Genomic DNA, 20,991 nt, shown 5'->3' with positions numbered 1-20,991 from the left:
TCACTCCTTTATCACTGTTTTCACGGCCCTGCGAATGATCTCGTCATCTACTAGATAGGGGAGAGTGATCTGCTCATTCCCCACTCTCTCTCTGTTGAAATCCGCAGCCACGGAAAGAGCGTTTTCGTTTCTCGCCCAGGCTCTTCTGGCAACTCCGCTCATCACATCCCAGGGTATCGACGTCTTAATAATTTCGTCCACTCTCTCGCTTCCGTCGAGAACGAGTCCGAATCCTCCGTTTATGGCCTTTCCAATTCCCACTCCACCTCCGTTGTGAAGTGCGACCAGACTCATGCCTCTTGCGGCGTTTCCTGCGAAGCATTGGGTAGCCATATCCGCCATTATATTGCTTCCGTCTTTGATATTCGATGTCTCTCTGAACGGGGAGTCTGTCCCTCCGGTGTCGTGGTGGTCTCTGCCTATCATTACCGGTCCTATCTCTCCGCCCCTTACCATTTCATTGAACTTCAAAGCGATATCGCGTCTGCCATTGGCATCTTGATAAAGTATTCTTGCCTGAGTACCGACGACCAGCTTGTTTCTGTCGGCATCTCTAATCCAGATGTAATTGTCTCTGTCCTGACCACGACGATCTGGATCTATGCAGCTCATTGCGGCCGCATCGGTCTTTAGCAGATCCTCTTTCTTTCCGCTCAGGCAGACCCATCGGAACGGGCCGTATCCGTAGTCGAAAAGCATGGGTCCCATTATATCCTCAACGTAGGAGGGGAAGATGAATCCCTCCGAGGTATCGTTACCGTTCCTAGAAATCTCTTTGGCTCCGGCATCGTATACTGCCTTCATGAACGAGTTGCCGTAATCGAAGAAGTACGTTCCCCTTTCGACGAGCAGCTTTATGTAATCAAAATGCCTAATCAGTGATTTGTCGACCAGCTCCGCGAATCTCTTCTTGTCGTTACTGAGTAGCTCTGTCCTCTCTTCAAAGGTCAGACCCTGGGGGCAGTAACCCCCATCGTACGGAGCGTGGCAGGACGTCTGATCGGAAAGCAATTCTATGTGAATGTTGTTCTTGACCGCATATTCAAGCAGATCAACGATGTTTCCGAAGAAGGCGATCGCAAGGCTCTCTTTCTTCTCCGCCTTTTCCTTTGCCAGGGCGAAGGCGCTCGATGGATCATCGACTATTTCGTCGATCCAGCCCTGATCAAGTCTAGTCTGAATCCTCGATCGATCTACTTCGGCGATTATTCCCACTCCGCCGGCTATCTTCACTGCCTTTCCCTGAGCACCGCTCATTCCGCCGAGCCCCGAGGAGACGAAAAGGTGTCCGCGGAGATCGCCGTCATCCGGGATACCAAGCTTCTGCCTTCCAGCGTTAAGGATTGTATTGAAGGTTCCGTGAACTATTCCCTGTGGCCCTATGTACATCCAGCCTCCAGCCGTCATCTGTCCATAGTTAGCTACACCCAGCGCCTGGGCTCTTATCCACTGCTCCTGGTCGTCAAACATCCCGATCATGAGCGCATTGGTGATTATCACCCTGGGACTGGTCTTCTTTGACCCGAATAGACCAAGTGGATGGCCGGACATAACGACGAGTGTCTGTTCGTCGCTTAACTCTTCTAGATATCTCTTTATGAGCCTGTACTGCATCCAGTTCTGGCATACCTGTCCGGTCTCCCCGTAAGTCACCAACTCGTAGGGATAGAGGGCCACATCGAAGTCGAGGTTGTTGTCGATCATTACCTGAAAGGCCCTTCCTTCAATGCACTTTCCTCTGTATTGGTAGATCGGTCTGCCTTTTATTTCGCCTTGAGGCCGATACCTGTATCCGTAAATCCTCCCCGTTGAGCGCAGCTCTTCGAGGAACTCGGGCGCAAGCCTTTCGTGAAGTCTTGTTGGAATGTAACGCAGCGCGTTTCTCAGGGCCAGTTCGATCTCGTTCAGCGAGAGGTTCAGCTCTCTCTTGGGCGCTCTCCTGATCCCAGGCTGGAAGACTGGATCGGGCGGCAAAGTCTCATCTAGTTTGATTTCCATTGATTCGTAGATGTCTCTTCCGGAAAGCACAATGAAACCTCCTTCTCTTCATGTATTCAGTTGCTCACTTCTCGATCATCACTTCTACACGCTAATTGGTTCCGTATTCCCCAGTGATTGAGTCTCTGAAAGGCTCCCAACGCGCCGGTATAAATGTGAACAGCACAAAGGCAGCACCTAAGAAAATCAGTATGACCAGAGGAATCCACTCTGCAACCCTGCTTACATTGAACTTTGAGACTACGTTATATGATATGATCTGACCGAGAGCCACAGCAAGGGCCATTAATAGTATATCAACAATGAGATTGTGGTGGATGAAGAGCGTGTAGAAGTAGAAACCCCCGAGAATTGTGGCGCACATCACGTAGATGCCGAGAGTCTTTCCCACAATCAGCACGGGTATTGGCACCTCCTTGCAAAAGAACAACTCCACTGCCAGCAGAATAAGCCCCGGAATGAAGACCATTTTCAGGTGTTCCCAAATGCTCTCATTAACCGGAGAGATTAAGCCTACGATTGCATTACCTCCGCTCCATCCGTAGACCATATGGAGAAGCACCCCAAAAAAGAATACGAAGAAGAAACCCAGTACTTCCAAAGGAAAAAAGCTGATTCTGCCCACTTGAATCACCTCTTTAATCGACTACCAGACATAGCCCTCCCTTATCTTCGATCTGGCAATCCTGAGTTTCCTGGGAATATCTATTCCATATGGACAACGCTCGACACAGATGCCGCAATCGTTGCAACTGTCAACGCCGGGAACGAGAGACTTATACTCAGCGATCCCCTGCTCCTCGCTTCCAAACCAGTGGGCTAGTCTGTCTCTCAAAGCGTAATCCGCTGCACTTATGATCTTGCCATCCAGCATCTGTCTATCGTAACGTCCTTCGGCGAGGAAGAACCCGGGAATGTTGATCCCCTCAGGGCAGGGCAGACACTTCATGCACTGTCTACAAACGTAATTGCCGAGTTCGGGCGCCTCTGCAAAGAGATGGTCGAGTTCGGCTGCAGTGAACGGCCTTTTCTCAATCAGCGTGAGATCCTCTTCCAGCTGCTCGAGGGTGTTGATTCCGCTCACAATGCAAGAAACGGGGAGCGTCATTGTGTACCTGAAGGCGTCCTCAACGCTTTTCCAGAGATACCCGTCGGCCAGCGCCTTCATCGCGATTATTCCTATATTGTTGCAAACGGAGAAAGGGATTACCTTCGTTTCAATCTCGGGAAAGTTGAACCTATCGTAGTAGTTCATTTGAGTCATGAATAGATCGAAAGGATATTCTTTTAGTGCCTTCAAAAGCGTACCGCCGTAACCGTGGCTCGTAATTCCTGCGTACCGCACAAGCCCTTCGCTCTTTGCCCACTCCACGGTCTTGAGTGCGCCGTTCGGCGAAGTGATCGCCTCCCAGTCGCCGCTTTTCGTTACTGCGTGAAGAAACAGGATATCTATATGATCCCTTCCAAGAGCTTTGAGTGTCGCAAGAAGATCGCTTCTTGAAGACTCCTCATCTCTGCCGCCCGTCTTGGAAGCCACGATCACCCCGTCCTTGGGCAATGCTTCCGATAGCTTGCGCTCGGAGACCCCATCGCCGTACGATCTTGCTGTTTCGAAGTAATTTCCTCCGGCCTCGAGATAGCGATCCACTATCTTTCTCACTTCTTTCAGTTCAATCTCGAGAAGATGGAAGCCTCCCAACCCCAGAAGGGAGATCTGTAAATCTGTCTTGCCAAGTCTTCGATACTCCATAATCACACCCCCGATTCCATGTTACTACGCACTTACCCGATTCCCGACTTCTTGCACCATTCTCACTTTAGGGGATCATCTATTTTAGATAAATGAAACACAGAAAAAAGCTCGTCGAAATCGACAATAGAAGTGAACTCACAATAGAGAATTTCTGTCATAACAATACGAACAAGACTTCTTCTCTACCACCCGGCCCGGATATTTTCCGGGCTTTTTTTCGTTATTTGCTCGAGTTTCTTAATCAACCAAGAAATTTGAACCTTATCACATCAGTAGAATCGAGCACACTTACTTTTTTCCCTTGATTTCGCCTGTGAGCATATCGATTACTTCATCTCTGCCGGCTGTAAAGATTATCCAATCGTCTCTCGTACAGTCTTGACGACACCACATGCAACCAGAGCAGAAAAGGTCTCCGTCAACTCGGCGTTCGAGAGTTTCATCTTGCGAGAAAGCTCGTAGCCTGTGAGGCGTTCCCCGAAGAGAGAGTTCAGCAATCTTATTCGATTGGAGTTTGAAAGGGGCCCGTATCTTCTCGAAGCATTGGCAACCGGATCACTCTCGAGAAGGGAACTCACAGAATTGTAACCGATCAAAAAGACATCGTTCTTAGCACGGGGGTGAAGGATTCCTCTCTGCGCGTTCTCTATAAAGTAGGAGAGAACGAGAACCATCTTCCTTTCCTCTTCAAATTCTTCATTGTGCATGTTGTCTGTCAGTTTCAAGAGATAATCGTTTCCGAAGGTAGAGAGATTCTTCTCGAGAGATCTTCTGCTTTCCGCTACTAATTCATCTTCGCATTGGATAGATGAGTAAACGTGTTCTCCTTACCACAAAAGAAGGTGCAGGAAGTCGTCTTTCATAGACTCCGGACTAGAAATGAAGTCGAGCATAACTGCCTTCTGTTGAGAACTCAGGACGGCCTAATCTGCAAGAAAGACGAGCGCCCCCAGTTGATCGCCCAGAATTCTGCCCATTATCGACTCATGTATCCGGCAGACCTTGGACCAAACCCGATCAGAAGGAAGTCCCTTAGCATCTCTCTTGGAGAAAGCGAGGCTATCCTCTCGATAAGAACGTCCAAGTTTTCGTGCTGTCATCGGGCATTACTGGGCTAATTTGCATTTCAAGAGGAGCTTTCCAATCAAAGTAAAGACTCATCTTCTCGAAAATCGTCTCCGGCAGCTTCTTCTTGGTAGTCCTTAGCAATTCGACAAGCTCTCCCACAGGGCGATAGCCCGGACGCAGTTCCGCAAAGTGCTTTGCCAGTCTCTCGTTATTTATTAGACGATATATGCTCGGCAAGAAATCAAAGGCCCTTCCGAAACGTGTCTTGACTCTCTCAAGCGCATTCAAAGCCTTTTTACCCCCCAGAAGATGAATCTTAGATGACCTTTTATCCTAAGACGCCCCTTTCTAGTCCCGAAAAGGTCGGTGAACGTCTTTACTTCATTTCGCTGATTATGCCAATTCCCTGAGGTCCCAGATGAGTACCGATTATCGGCTCAATAATTCTACTTTCGATTTCTGCTTCGGGAGCCTCGACACGGAGCATCTTCTCCAAAGTTGCGGCATCTTCCTTTCTCCAGATCGTCAGCACTCTCGCTCTTCGGAGATTCTCGGGCTGGATCTCCTTGAAGGTGTAACTAACCAAACTTTCAAGCAGTTTCTTGTTCCCCCTGACGTTTTCGACGGGCTTGAGTTCGCCTTCGTCCAGCTTGATTACAGGCTTCATCTTAAGCAGATTGCCCACTAGAGCCTTCGCTTTCCCTATTCGTCCGCCTTTCTGCAAATAACTCAGATCATCTGTCGAAAAGAAGGTTCTCGTCTTCTTGTGAAAGTAAGAAGCATATTCGACCAGCTCCTGGATCGATGCTCCGTTCTTTATCATGTCCCCCAGGTTCTTCACCAGCATTCCAGGGCCATCCGCAACCAACAGGGAATCAATTACGTGAATCGGCTGATCGAAGTCCCTTGCAGCGATATTCGCCGAGACGCTCGTTCCGCTAAGCTTCCCGGACAGAACAGGTACAATCAAAGCGTCGTATGTCTTGAGAGCGTCTTCGAAAGCAACAATGAAGTCTTGCGGAGAAGGCTGAGAGGTACTCGGCAACTCCGCAGCCGATCCTAACTCCTCGTAATACTCCTCAAGGTTCAGATCAGTCGCTTTTGTGTATTTCCCGCTTCTGTTGATATAAAGAGACACGATTCTAACGTCTAGTGCCTTGATGTCTTCATCTGACAAGTTGCAGGTGTTGTCGGTTACCAAACCTATTTTCATATAGCCAACCTCCTTTACCGGGTTATGCTACAATTATAGCTTTTCTGACTAAACCTGGCGAGAAATCTCTTGAGTAGATTTAGTTATGATGCATTACGGAAATCGTAAGTCAATAGGACTAAACGTTAGATTCCGCATGAAGCAACCGTAACATTTGCCAAGTAAACGGGAAACGAAGTAATTCGCGCGAGAGTTTGGATTATGATAAACTGATTGAAAATGATTTGATGAAGGGAGTTCAACATGTCAAAATTCGAGATCAGAGGCGTGGTAGAAGGATTCTATGGTGTTCCTTGGTCTATGAAGGCGAGAAAGGCGATGCTGAGGTTTCTAGGAGAGCATCGTTACAATTTATACATTTACGCTCCAAAAGACGATGAACTCCATAGAAGAAGGTGGCGAGAGCAATACAGCGAGGAGTTCAAGAAAGACTTTGCGGAGTTGGTTGCCGAGGGGCTGTCATGCGGTGTTTCGGTTGTCTTTTCTATCAGTCCCGGTCTTGGAGTGAGGTATTCCAGCGATTCAGACATCGAAACCTTGGTCGCAAAACTGGAAGATATAGCAGGCACAGGAGTTAGATCATTCGCAATCTTCTACGACGATATTCCGGAAACCCTCGTACACGAAGAAGATGAAGAGGCATTCGGTTCTCTTGCTGAAGCTCAGGTTCATTTCGCAAACACAGTCTACTCTATCCTTAAGGCGAAAGTCGAAGGTCTCTCAAGGTTCATTGTCTGTCCTACTCAATATCAAGGGCGCAAGGTAACAGATTACATGAAGATTCTTGGAGAAGCTCTGGATGGCGACATATCTATTATGTGGACCGGTCCCGAGGTGTGTTCGGAGAGACTCTCGCTTGAAGATTCCATGCTTGCCGAAGAGGCCTTCCAGAGAAAACCATTATACTGGGACAACTACCCTGTGAACGACGCCTCTATGGTCCCCGAACTGCATGTGGGGCCCTATGAGGGAAGAGACCCCGGCATCGTTGAACACTCAGAAGGGATCGTCTTAAACCCGATGAATCAACCTATTGCATCGAAAATCGCGCTTGCATCTGCTGCAGAATTCCTCAATAATTCCAATGAATACGATGTGGAAAGGGCTTGGGTTAGCGCCATTTCGGAAGTCGCCCCTGAATGTTCGAAGGAGATGGAGCTGTTCTGCGAGTACAATCTTTTCAGTCCGATACACAGAGGTCATTCCGGAAGAATCGTAGAGCTTCACCAAGCACTGAATCGACTAGTCGGTGAAAAGAGATGGGCCGAAGTTCAAGAGCTTCTTTCAGATGAAGCCGAAATGATCACTCAATCTGCAGAGACCTTGAAAGAGAAGCTTTCAGAAGAGTTGTCTAGAGAGGTCGGCCCATGGCTGAAGGAGTTCTCTCTTTGGGGAAGACTGATGGGAAAGATTGCTGAACTGATCTCCTCGAGAAGACTGATCTTCTCTGCCGACATTACTTTTGAAACGATTGAGGAAGTTAGAGACCTCTGTGGTGAAGTGGAGTCGATACTAGTTGAACTTGTAAGAGCGGAAACAATTACGGCAGGTGTACTCTTCAGGGATCTAGCTCAGGAAATTCTTATAAGAACAAAGGGTTATCTGACACTGCTGATCGGCTAGAGTTCACCACACCAAAAGTTCACTGAATGAAGACATATTGATTACCGAGATAGTTCATCTTGAGAAAAGGAGCTGAGCAAATTGAGCTTAGATTGAGATCAGTAAGAAAGGAAGAGTTGAACCCGAAGTGTCCCCACTGCGAATAGGAACTTCCTGAGAAATTCTTCAAACAAAAGGGATCTGGACTCTTGTTGAGTAAGACTGCGGTCTATTTCTGTCCTTACTGCCACAAGGTCTTGGGCATAGGAAGAAGCAACATCGGCTAGTACTTTTGATGGCCGGGCTCTGAAGAAGCAGGCGGAAGAGAAAAACCTTCTAGAAGAGAGTTCTCTTGCTCTTTGAATCGCCAGGAATTTCTAAGAAGGCCCTTCCGGAGATTTGTCTACATAGAAATCGGCGCCAGATTTATAATCTGGATTTAATGTATCTATTATTCCGTTTTGCGAAACAATCTCTGATAGTTTAGTTTGCGTATTGTATAAACTTTATTTCTGACAAAGGTGTTTGCATCAGTTGGCATTTATCCGTAACATGATGTATAATGATTTATCTATCAGAGGGGAGAGTTAGGGATTGGCGTCGAATGTTGAAGGCACATATTCGGTGGTGACCGTCAGGGATTTCGGAAAGGCCTGGCGAAGACGCACTGCGAGGATTCTGCTTAAGAAATCTGTGGTTAGCAAGATGGAGCTAGAAAGCATCACTCGCGATATGTGGGAGTCTTCGGGGCAGGATGTCGACGAGATGATTACTGTCTTCTACTTGCCCGGGATGGATACGAACTCCGTAGCGTACAGCTTCGGCTCCTGTATGAAGGACGGAGTAGCGAAAATCAGCTATCGGTAGATCGTTTTACTCTACGTCTCGCTTGTAAACTATCTTCCCTGCCCTATACTCCTCATATCTCGCAAGAATGAAAAGAAGATCTGAAAGCCTGTTAACGTACTTCACAATCACGCTGTCAACATGCTCGTTTTTAGAAAGCGTCAGTATTCTTCTTTCGGCCCTTCTTGCCACAGTCCTGCAGATGTCCAGTTTGGATGACGCAATGGTGCTTCCGGGGATAACGAAACCATCAAGTCTCACCACTGATTCATATTTGTGAATCATTTCGGTGAGTTTCTGAACATCACTCTCTTCAACGGGCTCAACATATTTGACATCTATTGAAGCCAATTGACCGGTAACTCTAAAGAGGAATCTTTGAATCGAAACGATTTGGTCAGCAACCTCTTCGCTGACATGGTGTTTCGCTTCGCCTAGAAAGGAACTGAGTTCATCTATTGTTCCGTATGCTTCGACGCGGTGACTATCTTTCTCTATTCTCTCGCCGCTCCAGAGGCTTGTTTCTCCTCCATCACCTCTTCCAGTGCTTATACTCAACTCACAAACCTCCATTTCAAGACAACGTTCTTGAGCCTATGCCTCTATGAAGCACCTTCAACTGAGCTCGATCTAGCGTTCATGCTTCCACGAGTATGAGTACGGACCCTTCGCCGTAATCTGATCCATCAGTTTCTCGTACTCCTTTCTAACTCTCTTGGGTGCATTAGCCTTGAGCTTCCAGCTGGTTCCAGCTTCTTGCAGATAATTCTCGTCGATCTCGACCCAGTCGTCAAACCACTTTGGTTTCTTTACCTCCAAGGAGCACCTCCTCCGTGCTACAAAAAACTATCAGCAGATTGCTCAAAGAGAATTGCTCGAAGGTTCCAATTCCAAGAGATCGTCTATCTTGAATCGAGCTCTGAATGGATCACAAATGTCTTATCAATCGTTCTCTTATCATATTAACATATAGTTCCTCTTAGAAAATAACTAGAATAATACTCAAAACTACTGGTCTTCTCGTGATGTTCTTTTGTTTATTGTGGTTCCCGCTACGTAACCGGTCGAGAAGGCGGCCTGGAGATTGTAACCTCCCGTCTCTCCATCGAAGTCGAGAATTTCTCCCGCAAAGAAGAGATTCGGAACGATTCTTGACTCCATTGTCTTCGGGTTCACTTCGGATAACTGAACGCCCCCCCTTGTGACCATGGCCTGCGAAAACCCGCCTACGCTTTCGATCTCAAAACTCATTTCAAAGAGACTGGATATCAGCTTCTTTCTTTCCTCTTTCTTCAATTCGGAACACAATCGCTCGGTTATTCCATTCATCTCCAGGATCTTATCCAGCAATCTTTCGGGAAGACCCAGGTCATGGAGCGATGTCTTCAAGAGCTTCTTGCCCTCTTCAGCTGTCAATTTTATGATTCTCCTTTCAAGCTCCTCGCGGGTCATTCCACTGAAGTTGACTCGAATTTCATCTCCTCGCCCGGCTTCTCTGGAAAGGTGGAGAATGGCAGGTCCAGAAAGCCCTTCGTGAGTGATCAACAAGTCCTCAGTCCGGCTAGTCGTTTTCTTTGAATCCCTCCACAGGGAAACATCGACCGCTTTCAGAGAGACGCCGGCAAGGTCACCAAACTCGAAATCCTTTATAGAAACTGATGTCAATGCAGGCCTTGGCTCGACTATGCTATGACCGAGCGCCGAGGCGATAGAGTATCCATCCCCCGATGAGCCTGTGCCCTCGTAGCTTCTGCCTCCAGTAGCAAGCACCAGATAATCGGCACCTATCTCTCCTTTGTGAGAAGAGACAACAAATCCGCCCGTTGTTCGTCGAGCTATTCCTTTGACGCGGCAATTGTAAAGTATCCGGATCCCTTGCTTCTCACACTCGGCAAGCAACACTTCCAGAACATCTCTTGCAGAGTAAGTTGAGGGAAAGACCTTGCCATCCTCACTTACAAACAGCTTAAGTCCTCTCTCTTCAAAGAAGTTCATCAGCTTGCTCGAGTCAAAGGACATCAATGCCGGTTTAAGAAATCTTCCCGAGCCAAAGTATCTGTCTAGCATTGCCCTTGTCGGCTCGACGTTAGTAAGATTGCATTGACCTCCGCCGGAAATCAGCAGCTTCTTTCCGGGGGTATTCGTTTTCTCAATCACCGTTACATTTCTACCCATTGTTGTGCAGTTTATGGCCGTGAAGAGTCCGGCAGGACCGGCTCCTACTATCACAATATCTCTCATGAGATTTCCTCCCGCTATGCAAGCAGCCCTATCTCAAAATCGAAACCCATTTCGAGAAATACTGCAGATCACCTTCTCTTAAAAAGCATCTTCATTCTCGTATATATCGCCTTAAGTTCGCTCCTGGCACTGAAAAAGAACAGGCAGGAGAAGAGCAGGTTTCCGAAAACCAGCCAGATCAAGGTACTGGTATTCAGCCTGAGAAAGGCGACGACAATGAAAACACCCGCCGAAAGGCCCAATAGCCTCAGTATCCTCTTCACCGGCATGAATTTAACGCCCTCTCTTCCTATTAGCCAAACATATATTATAGTAGCGTTGAGTACGACGAGAGATGTACTCGCTGCTATTCCCGCATGTTCAAGCGGCCTGAGCATAAGCCAGTCAAACAACGCGTTCAGAAAGATCGAAAAGACGGATACGATCGTTATAGCCTTCAGTCTCTTTCTTGCAGTGAAATAACTTGTGCACGTATGCGAAATCGGTGAGAGGATTATCAAAGCCCCATATCCGATAAGCGCCATGCTTACAAGACTCGTCGAGTCGGCGTCGAACTGTCCGCGCTGATAGATTATCCTCACTAGGGGTTCCGCCATCATGATGATCCATGCCGCCAGAGGCAGCGAGATGTTCAATGACGTTGTGACTGTCTTTCTCAATCGTTCCTGCACCTTCTTCTTGTCACCGGAAACGACAAATTCAGAAAGCTCCGTATAGGCTGTCATCTGGAAGGCAGCGATCATGAAAGTAATCAGGCCCAGAAGAGTGTGAGCATATTGCAGCGAAGCGACACGTCCGGGCGGAAGGAGCGAAACAAAGGCTTTGTCAACCATGTTGTTGATGACTCCGAGACTCCCCGAAAAGATCAGAGGCAAACTCAGGTATAGCGTCTCTACTATAGACGTTCCCTTTCCGATTCTCAGAGAGAACAGGTCTCTTGATTGGACCAGATACGCTATCACGGTGAAGGTGTTGCCGAGAATCCAGGCCAGTATGTAGGAGGCTTCCGAGAGAAAGGGAGCGGTCAAGAATATCACTGGAATCGCGATAATGTTGAAAAAGAGCTGCGAGAAGCCGAACTGGATGAACCTCCTGTTTGACTTCAGCACGGCGCCTAGTATGCTTTCTAGTCCGCCGATCAACGGGTATATTGATAGATATCTCAACTTTCTTGCGGCATAAGCGACGACTTCACCCGAAAAACCCGGAGCGAAAAGTCTTATAACGAGGTCCGGAATCACCAGAAAGACTATCCCCATAGAGAGAAAGACCAGAGAACCCGATATAAGAACCGCTCCGGCGTATCTCTTTGATCTCTCGGGGTCTTCATTCCTTATAGAGTGGTATACAGGCACGAAGATGGCGGCAAAAGCTCCGGCAATTATCCCTGAAAGGGTCGTTGCAGGCGTCATTGCAACAAAGACCGCATCGAGATTTGCGGACGTCCCGAAGAGACCGGCGACAAGCATTTCCCTGAAAAAACCCATGCCCTTCGAGATAATAGAAAAGGTAAGGATCGCTATAGTGCCTACGGCAACCGATGTTGACCTGGGAATTCTTCTCATCATGCCTCCTGTCTTACACTGTATAATTTACCATAGGTGTTATCTGTCTTTCCTTTCTGAGATGGTAAACTTAATGATGAGTATCCAAATTCGGAGATTGGTTCTTTTAGTCGCTTTGTGTATCTTGTTCACAGTGGGATGTACCAGGCTGATTCCCACCAAGCCTGGGCATAAGGTTTTGTTGCTGCATCCTGGCGACAACTCCTTCATCGTCTCCAGAGGAGTGACAGTATTCTTCAATGGAGTCAGTGAGAAGGAAACCATCGTATACGAAGTGCAGAGCGTATCGGAACGAACGATCCTGGTTGTCTTCCACGAAAGCAGCGGCTCAATTCCCGGGCCGGTATTCGAACTTTCTCACGACGAATTCGACCTGCACGATGATCAGATCTTGATGATGCAGCCGCTCCTGAGCGCGACTTCCTTCGCCCCAGTAGGAGAGGAGTTTCAGGTACAGTGCAGCATAGATTCCTTCTCCACGTTCGTTCGATTCACAAAACTGCCGTACTGCCTGTTGATATCAAAGGCAGATGCCCTCTACACAGCACAACATCTGCCCGGAAAGTACCTGCTCGAAGGCGATCTACTCTATCATATCGGACCAAACTGGATCCCTTCACACTCGGCAGTATATCTCGGTGTCGACTATGCCACGGCAATGACAGATGAAGGTCTGGGTCAAAACGACGGAAAGACATTTGGAGAATCCTACCCGTTTTTGACACACGGATACAATCTCGTCGAGGAGGGTGTCTTTGTCTTCCCCAACGATATTGAAAACCACTCTTATGTGAATCTCTTCAACTACGACACGTACGAATCGCGATGGCTTAAATACTGGTCTTCCGGTTTTACAGGGGCGATGAGATACTCCGGAGATATAACCCCGCTCGAACGGAGACAAATATCCAGATACATATTTGAGGAGGCCTACCATGGGGCAATGTGGTCTGTAGGCCTCGCCTGGTCTGGCTACTTGAATCTTCCCCTCACAAAACGAGATATCTATTCATGCGTCGGCTTAGTTGAAAAGGCCTACGAAAGTGCAGGAAGAAACATCGTTCCATTATGGGAAGACTTGTTTTACTTAAACTCATTTGAGCAGTTCTCGAGAACCATTCCCGTGCCGGAAATCACATCTCCTGTTGGTGAATTGATTGAGTTTAGGGTAAATGCACTGATCGCAGAGTGGCGATTTGTGGGATATGACAAATGGTCCTTCTCCGATCACGCATGGATCTGGAGATCGACGAACGGAGTCGAGCTTCAGTCAGAAGCAGGCACTCTCCTCGACAAGCACGATCACTGCATCTTCCGCTGGACTCCACAAGAAGTGGGCGACTATGAGATTCCCTTCAGATTCTTCGGCGAATTTGGCGAAAAGACGATCGAAAAGGTCCACACACTCACGATTCATGTAGTTGGCGAGTGATAGAAGTTTCTGCGGATTGCTGCCTTCGGCGAGGCCAGTTCCGGCTGCGCCGGGCAAAAGAGCCGCTGAGGGCTGGACGCTGGGTAGAGCATGGACCCGCTGGCAAAGATCGAAGAGCCGCTTGTAGGGGCGAACGGCTGTTCGCCCTCCTAATGAACTGATAACTTGGATGAAGAGGTTTTCAGATTCATTAAGGTATCGGTGAAGACATGGAGCAACTCAGATGGTTATGCAGTGGCATGTTCTTTCATCAGAAAATTCATTGATCTCTCTGCTTGTGTGCGACTTGGACAACGGTCAACCATTAACGATCCACCGTCCTCCGAGAATCGCATCAGTTGCAAGTTCCAAGATGCAAGTTGTGAGTCGCAGGAACGGTTATCCGTTATCGGTTCTCCATTCTCCAAGACCGAGAGTTGCAAGTTCCAAGATGCAAGTTGTGAGTTATAAGAACAAGAGTTAAGAAACTCTCTAAGTCTCTTGAAACGCTCTTCTCGGTAGACGGCGGACCGTGGACGGACAACGTTGTCTTCGCCAGCGTACAGCGGGTTCTCCGCTTTTAAGCGTACAGCGGAACTTCCAGCGATCAGCGGGTTCACCGTTTTTAAGCGTTCAGCGGATCTTAAGGGCAAGATCCCGTGCAGGTGCATCACGGGATGACTGTCTTTTCTTGCTTCAGGTCATCCTGGCAATGTTCAGGCCAGGATCTCGATCTTTGAAACAGTTGCAAGTTCCAAGATGCAAGTTGTGAGTTATAAGAACAAGAGCCAATAAACTCTATAAGTCTCTTGAAATGCTCTTCTTGGTCGGAGGACGGCGGACCGTTGACGGACAACGTTGTCTTCGTCAGCGTTCAGCGGGTCCTTGTTCTTAAGCGTATAACGGATCTTCAGGGCGAGATCCCGTGCAAAAGCATTACAGGTTGACGGGTCGAAGGGCACCGCTTCTCGTCTTCTCGTGAGCGCAGCGAACGTCTCGACAGTGCTCTTTCTCGACGGTCTTATCAGTGAACGGGTACTTGTTCTTGGACGGCTGACGGAGGACCGCTCTTCCAGCGTAGAGCTGCTCTCTTATCGGTGGACGGTGGACCGTTGACGGACAACGTTGTCTTCGTCAGCGTTCAGCGGGTCCTTGCTCTTAAGCGTTCAGCGGAACTTCTGGCGTATAACGGATCTTCAGGGCGAGATCCCGTGCAAAGGCATCACGGGATGACTGTCTTTTCTTGCTTCAGGTCATCCTGGCAATGTTCAGGCCAGGATCTCGTTCTTTTTGGGTGCGAAAAACGCAAACAGTTGCAAGTGACAAGATGCAGGTTGAAAAAGAAACGGTTATCCGTTATCGGTCCACTGTTCTCCGAGAAGAGCACGGCCCCGTTCTTGGAAGAGCGGTTCTTTATTCTTAAGCTCAGGAGCGCAATCAGAAGTCGACTTTTGAGAAGATGGTGTTCCTTCTATCTGATTACAACATCAAGAATATGTCTCAAAGATTCTTGTATACATTTCTACGATGGCCGATATGCAGAATAGTAACTGACTTATCTTGATCACTAATCTCATAGATAATCCGATAGTCACCAGCTCTTATCCGCCATCCCTCTCTTCCGGTCAACTTACTAGAACCTCTTGGACGCGGATTCGACGCGAGCAACAATATCCTTTGCTTGATTCTGCTATAGTTCGGCTCTCGAAGTGACTGAAGCTCTCTTGCGGCTTTGCTGAGAATAAGAAGTTTGTATGAGTCAGACATCTTCACGCTTGAATTTGTCTAGAGCTTCTTCAAACGGAAGAATCTTGTCGGTTGACTTCTTAGCTTTGTCGTATGCTCGAATCTCTTCCAATTCTTCCAACTCATCGAGAATCTTCTTATATGTAGAAATACTAAGAATCACGCTAACTGGTTTCCCATCTTCATTGACAATCATGCGGGGTTCTTTCATTAAATCACCTCATATGGAATTATAGCATTTTGAGAAGCGCTTCCTTGTTGCGACACTTCGCGTCCAACCTTTGGGGGTCAGAGGGACGAGGCGGATCAGAGGTAAGGGGAATGAGGCTAGAGGTAAGAAGATCAATATCTCTTCGCTCTTCCGACCTCTTGCCTCTGACCTCAAGCTCTTCCCAACCCAAGCCCAAGGACGGGTCCATGATCTGGGACGAGTCACGAAGGACGGTTCTCCACAGCGCTCAGCGGGTTCACCGCTTTTAAGCGTACAGCGGCCTCTCTCTGGACCGTTGACGGACAACGTTGTTTTGAGCAGTGATCATCGTTGTTTAGCAAGCGGGTCTTAGCAATGTACACTAGGGTTGCCAACCGAAGACCTCGAGATCGATTGTATCGCTTTCGTCGAAGACAACTCCCTCTCTTTCGAGAATCGCCTTTTGAAGCGAATAGCCATTTGGGTCTCTAATGCTTATTCTTCCTCGTGCATTGATTACTCTCTGCCAGGGTATGGTCGCATCGGAGATACCGGCCATGGCGTACCCCACCATCCTTGCGGAACAACCGCCAACAAGAGATGCTATCTGACCGTAAGTTGCGACTTTCCCACGTGGGATTTGTCGAACCATCGAGTAGATTTTCTTATAGGTTGAAGTGTTTTCATCATCCATATTCTCACCGAGTGAATTGTACTATATGAGGAGCTGATCTACATATTAACGGCATCTCCCATTACCGCCTTTTACTTCGTGCTATAATTCGATTTAAATGCCGACGGCACCACGAGGAGGTAGTCAAAATGGAGGAACTGAGCACCAGGTACAGTCCTTCCGAGCTTGAGAAGAAGTGGTATTCTCGCTGGAAAGAAGGCGGTTACTTCGAACCGAGAGGCACGGGTGAACCATTCACAATAATGATCCCGCCTCCTAATATTACTGCGCCTCTCCATATGGGCCACGCACTAAATCTAGTAATTCAAGATTTCATAATTCGCTTCAAGCGCATGAAAGGATTCAGAGCGTTATGGGTCCCTGGCGAGGACCACGCCGGCATAGCGACCCAAAACGCAGTTGAGAAGGATCTCGCCAAGAAGGGCACGAACCGCAAAGAGATGGGGCGAGAGAAGTTCCTTGAAACAACATGGGACTGGGCAAAGGAATACAGGCAGCGGATTCGCGAGCAGATTGAAGCTATGGGTTGTTCGGTGGACTGGTCAAGAGAGAGATTCACTATGGACGACGGGCTAAGCGAAGCGGTGAGAAAGGCCTTCGTCGATCTCTACAAGGAAGGGCTTATCTATAGAGGCAAGTACATTGTTAACTGGTGCCCGAGGTGTTCCACGGTTCTTTCAGATGAGGAAGTAGAGCATGAAGACGAAAAGGGAGCCTTTTACCATATAAAATACCCGATCAAGGGTGGAGAAGAGTTCGTAGTAATTGCAACAACCAGACCTGAGACGATGCTCGCCGATACCGCGGTTGCCGTCTATCCCTCCGATGAAAGGTATTCCGATCTAACGGGTAAGACTGTAATACTGCCGCTTATGGAAAGGGAGATACCGATCATTCAGGATAGGTATGTCGATCCGTCCTTTGGCACAGGTGCTCTGAAGGTCACGCCCGCCCATGATCCCAACGATTTTCAGATAGGGTTGAGACATGGTCTGGAGGTAATCGAAGTCATAGACAAAGATGCGAAGATTAACGAGAACGGGGGGAAGTATCGCGGTCTAGATAGATACGAAGCGAGGAAGCAAGTAGTCAAGGACCTCGAGGAACAGGGGTTTCTAATCAAGGTAGAGCCTATGGTTCATGCGGTGGGCAGGTGTTATCGCTGCGACACGGTTGTTGAGCCGTCCCTTTCCGATCAATGGTACGTCAAGGTTGGTCCGCTCGCGGAAAGAGCGATCGCTACCGTAGAGAATGGTGAAGTCGTCTTCTTCCCTGAGACTTGGAAGAAAGTATATCTTAACTGGATGCGGGAGATTCGCGATTGGTGCATTTCTCGCCAGCTATGGTGGGGTCACAGGGTACCTGTATGGTACTGCGATGACTGTAACGAAGTCATTGTCGAAGAAAACGATCCTTCGGTTTGTCCGAAGTGCGGCTCCAGGAAACTGAGACAGGACGAAGACGTTCTTGACACATGGTTCTCCTCGCAGTTATGGCCCTTCACTACCCTTGGATGGCCGGAAACGACACCCGATCTAGAGACTTTCTATCCTACAAGTGTACTGGTCACGGCCTTCGATATCATCTTTTTCTGGGTAGCCCGAATGATAATGGCCGGATACCATTTCATTGGGGACAGACCGTTCGATCACGTTTACATAACCAGGCTGATAAGAGACAAGAACGGCAGGAAGATGTCGAAGTCTCTCGGAAACGGCATAGACCCTCTGGATGTCATCAAGGAACACGGAACAGACGCTATGCGCTTCACATTGGCCATTCTAGCTGCGCAAAATCACGACATAAAACTTGACGTCAAGTTCTTTGACACTTACAAGAAATTCGCAAACAAGATCTGGAATGCAGCCAGATTTGCACTGCTGAACATGGAAGGCTTCGAAGAGATCGATCTGCGCAAAGAAAAGCTGGCAATTGAGGATAGGTGGATCCTTTCCCGATTGGCAAGATCCGTCAAGACTGTGGAAGAGTCCATTGACTCTTATGACTTCCCCAGCGCGGCAAAGACGATCTACTCCTTCTTCTGGAACGAGTTTTGTGACTGGTATATAGAGAGTATAAAGCCAAGACTGAACGGCGGCGGAAGAGACAGAACGATAGCGCAGAATGTACTTGTAAGAATCCTTGACTCATCGTTGAGAATGCTTCATCCCTTTATGCCGTATATCACGGAAGAACTCTGGCAGAGACTGCCCGATTCGAAAGGTCTTTTGATCGCCTCCGAATGGCCGGAATTTGATGAATCCGATTTCGATGTTTCTTCCGAAAATGAATTCTCAAAGATCATGGAAATGGTAAGGGGAATCAGAAACGTGAAGGCAGAAATGAATATACCTCCCTCTTCACGTACAGACGTCTATTATCTCGGAGAGAGAATTGACACCGAGATTCTCAAACTCGTCTCAAATCTTTCGAATTCGGGTGAACTGATTGCCAGGAGCGAAAAGGCATCGGGAAGCGTATCTGCCTGGGGAGATTCAGGAAACACTCTGTATGTAGTGCTGGGCGAGATCGACACGATTGCTGAAATTGAAAGATTGGAAGGGAAGCTGGAGAAGGAAAGAAGCGACCTTGCCAGAACTAAGTCGAAACTCGAGAATAAGAGCTTCGTCGACAACGCCCCTGAAGAGGTAGTAAACGAGAATAAGGAAAGGCTGATCATTAGTCAGGACAACATCCGCAGGATCGAGAAGATTATTGAAGACCTGAAATGAAGACTTACTCCGAGGCCATCCACTATCTTTACAACTCAAGACCATATGGAAAGATAAAGTACGGTCTCTTCCGGATTAGAGAGCTTCTGGAGCGTCTTGGCAACCCACAGGAATCCTACCCTATTGTCCATATAACGGGTACAAACGGGAAAGGCAGCGTAGCTTCTATAGTAAGAACCCTGTTCACTTCTCACGGTTTGAAGGCCGGGCTGAATATCTCGCCTCACATAACGACGTTCAGGGAACGAATCCAGGTTGATGGAGAGTACATTTCGGAGGACGCTGTCTGCAGAATCCTGGAGTCGATGGAGACTGCGCTGAAGAAGATGGATGAGAAGGGCGAAGAGTATGCTCCAAGCTTCTTTGAGGTGGTCACCGCGATGAGCTTCCTGTATTTCAAGGAACTGGCTTGCGATATTGTCGTTCTTGAAGTTGGTCTTGGAGGCAGGTTCGATGCGAGCAACGTAATCAGCTCTTCTCTAGTCTCGGTGATAACAAGTATTGGACTTGATCATACAGGTATTCTCGGCGATTCCGAAGAGAAGATAGCCGTAGAGAAGTGCGGAATAATCAAGGTGAACAGCCCGGTGGTTTCGGGAATCACAAGACCTGCCATCAGAAGGGTTGTCTCTGAAACTGCTAAGAGCATGGGTTCTCCGACTTTCTTCATAGGGAAGGACTTCAACGCATACGGCAGAGAATACAAGCTAGACAGCAATGTTTTCGACTATGAAGGAACGAATGTGTATTACGATCTCATCACCAACCTCAACGGCGAGCATCAAGTAGCAAATGCAGCAGTGGCGCTAAAAACAGTTGAAACAGCCTTCGATAGGGTTGGCAAATCAGTAGATGAAAACCGCTTGAGAAAGGCTTTGAAGAACGTTATTTGGCCCGGAAGATTTGAGGTCTTTTCCGTGCTCTCAAAGACAGTGATTCTTGACGGCGCGCACAATCCCGATGCCTCGAGGATTCTGAGAAAGACAGTCGAACGGTATTTTGCCGGCGAGAAGCTCACTCTGCTTTTCGGCAGCCTCGACGACAAGGACTACGAAAGCAACATAAGAACGCTTTCATCGATAACAGACAGGGTAGTGGTCTGCAGAGTTCCGAATCACAGGAGTCTCCATCCGGAAGAAGTCGCCAATACCTGGAGGAGGTACTGTGATCAAGTTAGTTTTGTCGATTCTCATGAAGCCGCTTTGGAGACAGTGCTGCAGACTTCCGAGAAGATTCTTGTCTGCGGGTCGCTGTATCTGGTCAGCGAGACGAGAAACATATTGACTGGAGTGAAGGAATATGCTGGAAGGCATTGAAGGGCTAGTAAGAGAGATTAGAGAGTCTGAAGTTGTCGTAAAGGTTGGAGGGCTTTTCTTCAGGCTGAATTGCACGCCTAACACAATCGCCAAACTCTCCGGCGACAGAGAATTCTTCTTCCTAACGTATGTCTCTTACTCGCAGGACAGACCCCCGGAACTCTATGGATTCTTGGACAGGGAAGAGGAGGAATTGTTCAACATCTTGCTCAAAGCGAGCAAGATCGGTCCGAAATCGGCTATGAAAATTCTCTCGTCTGCCTCTCCTTCAAGAATAAAGCAGATAATCTCTTCAAAGAACGTTGCCGAGCTTTCTTCGCTGCCGGGAATCGGGAAGAAGACTGCAGAGCGAATGATCGTGGAGCTTTCATCTTTGATAGACTCGTCTTTCGTTGAAAGCGAAGAAACGATGCCCGATGTACGGCGATCTGTAGGCGAAGAGGCCATAGTTGCGCTCGCCTCTCTCGGTTTCGATGAGTCTCAGGCCAGAAGAACGGTCGTCAAGATTCTCAGAAACAGCCCCGACGTCGACATGCATGAGTTGATCAAAGGCGCTCTAAAGGAGATGCGTAAGTAGAACAAACGGCATAAGATTCGAACACTCTTCCGTGAAAGA

19 protein-coding genes are annotated in these 20,991 nt (G+C 48.1%); 6 read left to right on the top strand and 13 right to left on the bottom strand.

Annotated features, from left to right (window positions below):
* The 6 genes from RJ60_RS04965 to RJ60_RS04940 form a co-directional block, all read right to left on the bottom strand.
* Complete coding sequence (locus RJ60_RS04965) at positions 1–1,998, bottom strand: urocanate hydratase (protein ID WP_374704104.1); 1,998 nt, start codon at positions 1,996–1,998, stop codon at positions 1–3.
* Between the two features lie 91 nt (positions 1,999–2,089).
* Entirely contained in the window at positions 2,090–2,623 is a 534-nt protein-coding gene (locus tag RJ60_RS04960; RefSeq protein ID WP_102819077.1) for a DUF6512 family protein, read from the bottom strand.
* Positions 2,624–2,644: 21 nt separating this feature from the next.
* Entirely contained in the window at positions 2,645–3,748 is a 1,104-nt protein-coding gene (locus RJ60_RS04955) for an aldo/keto reductase (RefSeq protein ID WP_102819078.1), read from the bottom strand.
* Between the two features lie 356 nt (positions 3,749–4,104).
* A complete protein-coding gene (locus RJ60_RS04950) occupies positions 4,105–4,425 on the bottom strand; it encodes a hypothetical protein (RefSeq protein WP_114794125.1) in 321 nt (106 codons plus the stop codon).
* A 385-nt stretch (positions 4,426–4,810) separates the two neighbouring features.
* Positions 4,811–5,107, bottom strand: a complete 297-nt coding sequence (locus RJ60_RS04945) for a hypothetical protein (RefSeq protein WP_102819080.1) — start codon at positions 5,105–5,107, stop codon at positions 4,811–4,813.
* A gap of 88 nt (positions 5,108–5,195) precedes the next feature.
* Positions 5,196–6,032, bottom strand: coding sequence for a DegV family protein (locus RJ60_RS04940; RefSeq protein WP_102819081.1), 837 nt, complete (start codon positions 6,030–6,032; stop codon positions 5,196–5,198).
* A 243-nt stretch (positions 6,033–6,275) separates the two neighbouring features.
* Here RJ60_RS04940 and RJ60_RS04935 point away from each other — a divergent pair, with 243 nt between their 5' ends.
* Both RJ60_RS04935 and RJ60_RS04930 read left to right on the top strand, forming a co-directional pair.
* On the top strand, positions 6,276–7,655 hold the full coding sequence (locus RJ60_RS04935; RefSeq protein ID WP_102819082.1) for a protein O-GlcNAcase: 1,380 nt from the start codon (positions 6,276–6,278) through the stop codon (positions 7,653–7,655).
* Between the two features lie 573 nt (positions 7,656–8,228).
* Positions 8,229–8,501 (top strand): hypothetical protein, encoded by a 273-nt coding sequence (locus RJ60_RS04930; protein ID WP_102819083.1) that lies wholly within the window; start codon positions 8,229–8,231, stop codon positions 8,499–8,501.
* A 6-nt stretch (positions 8,502–8,507) separates the two neighbouring features.
* On the opposite strand, the gene RJ60_RS04925 is transcribed toward RJ60_RS04930, so the two are convergent.
* The 4 genes from RJ60_RS04925 to murJ all read right to left on the bottom strand — a co-directional run bounded on the left by RJ60_RS04925 (position 8,508) and on the right by murJ (position 12,289).
* Positions 8,508–9,038: a cob(I)yrinic acid a,c-diamide adenosyltransferase gene (locus RJ60_RS04925; protein ID WP_102819084.1), complete on the bottom strand. Its 531-nt coding sequence runs from the start codon at positions 9,036–9,038 to the stop codon at positions 8,508–8,510.
* A 72-nt stretch (positions 9,039–9,110) separates the two neighbouring features.
* Positions 9,111–9,299, bottom strand: coding sequence for a hypothetical protein (locus RJ60_RS04920; RefSeq protein WP_102819085.1), 189 nt, complete (start codon positions 9,297–9,299; stop codon positions 9,111–9,113).
* 189 nt (positions 9,300–9,488) lie between these two features.
* Positions 9,489–10,721, bottom strand: a complete 1,233-nt coding sequence (locus RJ60_RS04915) for an NAD(P)/FAD-dependent oxidoreductase (protein WP_102819086.1) — start codon at positions 10,719–10,721, stop codon at positions 9,489–9,491.
* Between the two features lie 68 nt (positions 10,722–10,789).
* A complete protein-coding gene (gene murJ / locus RJ60_RS04910; protein WP_258006184.1) occupies positions 10,790–12,289 on the bottom strand; it encodes a murein biosynthesis integral membrane protein MurJ in 1,500 nt (499 codons plus the stop codon).
* 178 nt (positions 12,290–12,467) lie between these two features.
* Here murJ and RJ60_RS04905 point away from each other — a divergent pair, with 178 nt between their 5' ends.
* Positions 12,468–13,718 (top strand): hypothetical protein, encoded by a 1,251-nt coding sequence (locus tag RJ60_RS04905; RefSeq protein WP_258006183.1) that lies wholly within the window; start codon positions 12,468–12,470, stop codon positions 13,716–13,718.
* Between the two features lie 1,479 nt (positions 13,719–15,197).
* Here the strand turns inward: RJ60_RS04905 and RJ60_RS16490 are convergent.
* The 3 genes from RJ60_RS16490 to RJ60_RS04880 all read right to left on the bottom strand — a co-directional run bounded on the left by RJ60_RS16490 (position 15,198) and on the right by RJ60_RS04880 (position 16,327).
* Complete coding sequence (locus RJ60_RS16490; RefSeq protein WP_099829421.1) at positions 15,198–15,464, bottom strand: type II toxin-antitoxin system RelE/ParE family toxin; 267 nt, start codon at positions 15,462–15,464, stop codon at positions 15,198–15,200.
* The gene (locus tag RJ60_RS04885) at positions 15,457–15,654 is read right to left on the bottom strand and encodes a hypothetical protein (protein ID WP_099829420.1); all 198 of its coding nucleotides are present in this window, start codon (positions 15,652–15,654) and stop codon (positions 15,457–15,459) included. The genes RJ60_RS16490 and RJ60_RS04885 overlap by 8 nt, the downstream gene beginning before the upstream one ends.
* A 361-nt stretch (positions 15,655–16,015) precedes the next feature.
* Positions 16,016–16,327, bottom strand: a complete 312-nt coding sequence (locus RJ60_RS04880; protein ID WP_099829418.1) for an MGMT family protein — start codon at positions 16,325–16,327, stop codon at positions 16,016–16,018.
* 128 nt (positions 16,328–16,455) lie between these two features.
* On the opposite strand from RJ60_RS04880, the gene RJ60_RS04875 reads away from it, so the two are divergent.
* The 3 genes from RJ60_RS04875 to ruvA are packed head-to-tail and all read left to right on the top strand — an operon-like array spanning position 16,456 to position 20,952.
* Positions 16,456–19,059 carry a valine--tRNA ligase gene (locus RJ60_RS04875; protein ID WP_099829417.1) on the top strand — a complete coding sequence of 868 codons (2,604 nt, stop codon included), beginning with the start codon at positions 16,456–16,458 and terminating at the stop codon, positions 19,057–19,059.
* A complete protein-coding gene (locus RJ60_RS04870; protein WP_099829416.1) occupies positions 19,056–20,375 on the top strand; it encodes a folylpolyglutamate synthase/dihydrofolate synthase family protein in 1,320 nt (439 codons plus the stop codon). The genes RJ60_RS04875 and RJ60_RS04870 overlap by 4 nt, the downstream gene beginning before the upstream one ends.
* Positions 20,359–20,952, top strand: coding sequence for a Holliday junction branch migration protein RuvA (gene ruvA / locus RJ60_RS04865; protein WP_099829415.1), 594 nt, complete (start codon positions 20,359–20,361; stop codon positions 20,950–20,952). The genes RJ60_RS04870 and ruvA overlap by 17 nt, the downstream gene beginning before the upstream one ends.
* The last annotated feature ends 39 nt before the right edge of the window (positions 20,953–20,991 follow it).

It is taken from the genome of Mesotoga sp. B105.6.4, from assembly GCF_002896535.1.
Classification (GTDB): Bacteria; Thermotogota; Thermotogae; order Petrotogales; family Kosmotogaceae; genus Mesotoga.
Note: the sequence above shows the minus strand (reverse complement) of the source record. Positions and strands in the feature narration are given on the sequence as shown.